The sequence below is a fragment of the Deltaproteobacteria bacterium genome, assembly GCA_016208165.1.
In the GTDB taxonomy this organism is placed as follows: domain Bacteria; phylum Desulfobacterota; class Desulfarculia; order JACQYL01; family JACQYL01; genus JACQYL01.
In genome coordinates, this window is the sequence record JACQYL010000077.1 from 1 (window position 1) to 4,647 (window position 4,647).

A 4,647-nucleotide genomic window follows, 5' to 3' on the forward strand; every position below is an offset into this window, starting at 1 on the left:
GAGCCGATGCAGTGCCGCATCCGGCCGTTTTCAAACGGGAAGGATGACCGGGTGCTGTAGACTTTCTTTGTAGCGATGCGGTAAGAACGTATGGCGCACTGATACGACCCGCAACTCATGCCAAAAAGCTCTTCAAGATTGATCCTCGCAGGCTTGCGAGGAGGTTCCGGTAAAACTACCCAGAGTATGGGATTGATTGCCGCCCTGATAGGGATGGGCCGGGAGGTTGTTCCGTTCAAGAAAGGCCCCGATTTTATTGATACGGGGTGGTTGGCGCTGGCCGCGGGTCGTCCGTGCTATAATTTGGACCCGTTTTTGATGGGCAACGAAGCGACCTTGAGATCGCTTTTGCGGCATGCTTCCGGCTGCTTGGCTCTGATTGAGGGGAATCGCGGTCTTTTCGACGGCATGGATGAAAAGGGGACCTTTTCGACGGCGGAATTGGCCAAACTGACCCGGACTCCGGTAATTCTCACGGTGGATTGTACCATGGCAACGCGAACCGTGGCCGCCATGGTATTGGGGTGCATGCATTTTGACCCCGACGTTCATTTCGGGGGAGTAATCCTGAATCGGATCCGTGGATCCAGGCATGGAACCCTGATTCGCCGAACCGTGGAGCAATACACGGGCCTCCCCGTGCTCGGAGTGGTGGAGAGGTTGGCCGAGGGTCTGGTGCCGGAGCGCCACATGGGGCTCGTACCGCCCCAGGAGCACCCGGCGAGAGAAGAGGTCCTGCGCAACACGAAGAACCTGGCGGAGACCAGTATTGATCTGGAACACGTCCTTGCGTTGGCCGATTCGGCGCCGACGCTGGAAGTCCAGTCGGAAAAGAAGTCACTCCAAGCGCTGAACGCGCATGGAAGGCCGCGAATTGGAGTGATAGAGGACAGTGCTTTCTGGTTTTACTACCCGGAGAACCTCGAGGCCCTGGAAAGCTTAGGAGCGGAACTGGTGAAGGTGAGCGCCCTCGAACCGGGTCCTTTGCCGGAGATAGACGCTCTGTATATAGGTGGGGGGTTTCCGGAAACGCATGCCGAAAAGATTGCCTCCAACCATGTATTTCGTGACTCGCTCCGGGAAGCGGTCGAGGCCGGCCTGCCGGTATACGCCGAGTGCGGCGGATTGATGATGCTTGGCGAGGAGTTGGTTACCCGAGACGGCCGGTTTCCGATGATGGGCATCCTTCCGGTGCGATTCCAGATGAAGTCGAGGCCCCAGGGTCATGGATACAGTATTCTCACGGTGGATAAGGGAAATCCCTTTTTCCCAGTGGGCGCCAGGCTGCACGGGCATGAGTTCCATTATTCGAAACCGGAGGCTTGCGGGCTGCCGTTGACGAGCGCCTTGGAGATGGAGCGCGGAGTGGGTTGCCTGGAAGGCCGGGACGGCCTGGTGTATCGAAACGTGTTGGCGCTCTATACTCATATACATGCGGCCGGGACGCCGGAATGGGCTGAGGCCATGGTCCGCAGGGCCGGTCGATACCGGTTGGAGAGGCGACGGGGTATCGGCGCCGGTTGCGGCGCGTTCATGATGGCTGGAACCGGTTCGGCATAAACAGTGGCCGGAACGTGCGCGAGAGATCGATTGGCGGGAATCGTAATAGGTAGTAATGGTGCTTGACAACCTTTTGAAAGCACGTTAGGATTTAAAACTTAAGATGTTTACAACAAACTAGGAGGTATGAGATGCCGGAGATTGAATTCGGGGGAGAAAAATTCAGCGTTGATGAAGACGGCTTCATTGATGACTTCAATAATTGGAACAAAACGTGGGTCGAATATGTCAAATCCACGGAAGGCATCCAGGATCTGACGGACGAACACTGGAAAGTCATCACCGTGCTGCAGGACTACTACAGGAAGAACGGAATCGCCCCCATGGTGCGAATTCTGTCTAAAGTGACCGGCTACAAACTGAAATACATCTATGAGTTGTTCCCGTCCGGACCGGGCAAGGGCGCTTGTAAGATGGCGGGATTGCCGAAACCAACGGGTTGTGTGTAACCCGAAGGCAAAGACAAGAATTCAGGGCTGGGTATTCTTGTTGACAGAAATCGAAAAAGGCGTGAGGTGTGATCAACATACCTCAGCGCCTTTTTTTCTTAAAAACCGCTGCCGTGGTCGCCGGTTCCGCTCATTGTCCAATCCACGAACGGCGGTCTTGGGGCATTGTTCGGGGCGGATGAGAGCGATTGACCGCCCCGGAGTATGAATCGAGTCAAGGCCCGGCTGAGCTGGAAATGCGGCCTCGAACCGGCGGGGCGAATCCAGTGGGTATTTTTTGGAGTCTATGTTATGCCGATTTTCGAATTCAGCTGCGTCCAATGTGGGCATCTTTTTGAAAGCATCCTATCGAACTCAGACGACACCGTCGAGCTTACATGTCCGAAATGCGGTTCGGAAACCCTGGAACGCGTGGTGAGCAGAACGAACTACGTGATGGGGAGCGGAAAAGGCGGTAAACAGCCTAAGATCACCGCAAAATCTTGCAGTCAGGGCAATCATTGCGTAACCGTGGATATTCCAGGTCCTACGCGCTAGGAACCTCTTTCCCTCCTTCACCGGACCGGGTGGAAGCTCTGTCCGGAGCCGTTTGTGGAATCCGTGATCTCCGGTAGCATCTATGGCCTCACATCACCAGTTAAAGCCCGAGCTGACTGAAGAAGACAAAGCGCTCATCAATGAAGTGTTCTTCGAGGACGTAGTGCCGAAACTCCAGGACCTGGACGCCCGAACCGGCGTACTCAATTGTGAATTCGCGGGCGATGCCTACCGGAATTGGACCATAACGTTCAAGTCCAGAGGGTCCGGGTTCGACATCGTGGAATTCGAATATGATGAAGAGAGTCGCGGGATAGCTCTGGATTTTGATGGCAGAGAGTGAAGGAATCAATGCGCAGCACATTTGCAGGAAGGGAACTCGTTCGACGTCCGACCTGTGCGTTTTGCGGGATGCCGATTGAAAAGCCCAGGGAAGGGGCTATGAGACGACCGACTGAAATGCCGGTCGGATCCTGCTCTTGCGGGGCCGTGTTCGCATGCGACATAACCGGCCATAATCTCGGGACCGCGATGATCGAAGCACTGATGTTCGCATGCAACATGGACTGGGATCTGGCCTGGAGCCTGCTGCCCGGGGACGACTACATTGAAGAGCGAGTGGAGAAATACGATCTGGAAAATCATTTGATCGTTCCCGGCGGGTTTTTGGAAAGCCGCGCCATCCGTGGCGTATTGTTTTTTATCCGTATGCATGAGGACATCCGGGAGGTAACTCAAGAGGGCGTACAACGGGCCGTGAGCGCCGGCAAAAGCGAACCGCCGCGGAAAGCCTCCGGGCGACCGAAGACGAAAGCCTTCACGAAACAGGAAATTGAAGGTCTTGTGGAGCGATACGAGACCGAAACATTGCTGACCGCGGCCCGCGAGGATAAACGGATCATAAGAGATCTTCAGCGTTTGCTCTATACGGGAGACGAACTCCTCCGCATGCGAGCAGCGGACATGCTGGGCAGGGCGGCGGCGGCGATCGCAGAGGACGACCCCAATGCCGTGTCCAACCTGCTTCAGAGGCTCTTCAGCGCTCTGACGGATACGGCGGCGTCCTCCTGGGGCGCTTTGGACGCCATTGGAGAGATTATCCGAAACCGGCCGGCAGTGTTTTCGGGCTACGTTCCACATCTGTTCAATTTCGTCACGGATGCTCAACTCAGGCCCAGAGTGCTCTGGAGTCTGGGACGAATTGCCGAGGCAAAACCGGATATTTTGAAAAGTAAAGCCCGGCGCTTCTTTCCCATGCTTCGTGACCCGGACCCGATGACGCGCGCCTATGCCGCATGGATCTTGGGGCTGTTGGGATATGCGGACGCTAGAGAGGAACTCGAACGTCTACGGAATGAGACGACCGTTGTCCGCAGATATGACGACGGACGGTTCTCCAACTTCACCGTGGGCCAAATGGCGTCTCAGGCCCTGGAAGGATTGTGATATCGTTGGGCGTCCCCGCCGCCCCGGCCTGCTCCTTGCGTTTGTTTTTCGCGTCCCCCGCCGGCGATATCGAGATGGACGAATCGAACCTCGGCCTTCCCTTTCTGCTCGCTCCTAATAAACCCCATTCGAGCCTGACGTTGCGTGACTACTTCCACGCTTTGGAGCAGTTTCTTCTGGAGGAAGGAGGCATGCGGTTGGCGGCGGCGTTCCGTCTGCGCCATAGCGGCGCTTCGGTTCGGGACATCAAAGAAATCCGCATTCGAAGTGAGAAACATGGAACGTTTTACCACATTGCGAGTATCGAGATAAAGGTTCACGACCGGACGCTTACGTTTGCGACCAGCACCGCGGTGACCGACAGAGGCAAACGATGTCTTCACCGGGAGCTCGATGTGATCAAACTCTTGAACCGGCTGCGGGGATACGGATACCTGCCCGGAATCGCCGCTGCGGCCGAGATTCCTTTCGGCGATTCAACAGCGGCTGTAATGATGAGCGAGTGGTTCGAGGATCATCATGAATGGCACTTGCACGAAGATGAACCGGGTGGAATTCAGCGGATCCTGCTGTGGGATAAGAGGAAGGGAGACCGGTATCTGTCTCGAACGGAGGCCGCGGAGGTTTACCGCCGGTGCGCCAACATTCTCACCTA

The 4,647-nt window shown here is 56.1% G+C and carries 6 protein-coding genes; all 6 read left to right on the plus strand.

Annotated features, from left to right (window positions below; all coding sequences use genetic code 11):
- The first annotated feature begins 117 nt into the window (after nucleotides 1–117).
- Nucleotides 118–1,560 carry a cobyrinate a,c-diamide synthase gene (locus HY788_15655; GenBank protein ID MBI4775577.1) on the plus strand — a complete coding sequence of 481 codons (1,443 nt, stop codon included), beginning with the start codon at nucleotides 118–120 and terminating at the stop codon, nucleotides 1,558–1,560.
- A gap of 131 nt (nucleotides 1,561–1,691) precedes the next feature.
- Nucleotides 1,692–2,009, plus strand: a complete 318-nt coding sequence (locus tag HY788_15660; GenBank protein MBI4775578.1) for a TusE/DsrC/DsvC family sulfur relay protein — start codon at nucleotides 1,692–1,694, stop codon at nucleotides 2,007–2,009.
- A 291-nt stretch (nucleotides 2,010–2,300) separates the two neighbouring features.
- A complete protein-coding gene (locus HY788_15665; GenBank protein MBI4775579.1) occupies nucleotides 2,301–2,546 on the plus strand; it encodes a zinc ribbon domain-containing protein in 246 nt (81 codons plus the stop codon).
- A gap of 82 nt (nucleotides 2,547–2,628) precedes the next feature.
- Entirely contained in the window at nucleotides 2,629–2,889 is a 261-nt protein-coding gene (locus tag HY788_15670) for a hypothetical protein (protein ID MBI4775580.1), read from the plus strand.
- Between the two features lie 98 nt (nucleotides 2,890–2,987).
- Nucleotides 2,988–3,992 carry a PBS lyase gene (locus HY788_15675; protein ID MBI4775581.1) on the plus strand — a complete coding sequence of 335 codons (1,005 nt, stop codon included), beginning with the start codon at nucleotides 2,988–2,990 and terminating at the stop codon, nucleotides 3,990–3,992.
- Between the two features lie 74 nt (nucleotides 3,993–4,066).
- Nucleotides 4,067–4,647 (plus strand): hypothetical protein (locus HY788_15680; protein MBI4775582.1); only part of this gene is annotated, 581 nt, incomplete at its 3' end.

Bases quoted from the DNA above. Each gene is read 5' to 3' on its own strand.
- HY788_15675 (MBI4775581.1), top strand. From the start codon at position 2,988: ATGAGACGACCGACTGAAATGCCGGTCGGATCCTGCTCTTGCGGGGCC.
- HY788_15660 (MBI4775578.1), top strand. From the start codon at position 1,692: ATGCCGGAGATTGAATTCGGGGGAGAAAAATTCAGCGTTGATGAAGAC.
- HY788_15665 (MBI4775579.1), top strand. From the start codon at position 2,301: ATGCCGATTTTCGAATTCAGCTGCGTCCAATGTGGGCATCTTTTTGAA.
- HY788_15670 (MBI4775580.1), top strand. From the start codon at position 2,629: ATGGCCTCACATCACCAGTTAAAGCCCGAGCTGACTGAAGAAGACAAA.
- HY788_15655 (MBI4775577.1), top strand. From the start codon at position 118: ATGCCAAAAAGCTCTTCAAGATTGATCCTCGCAGGCTTGCGAGGAGGT.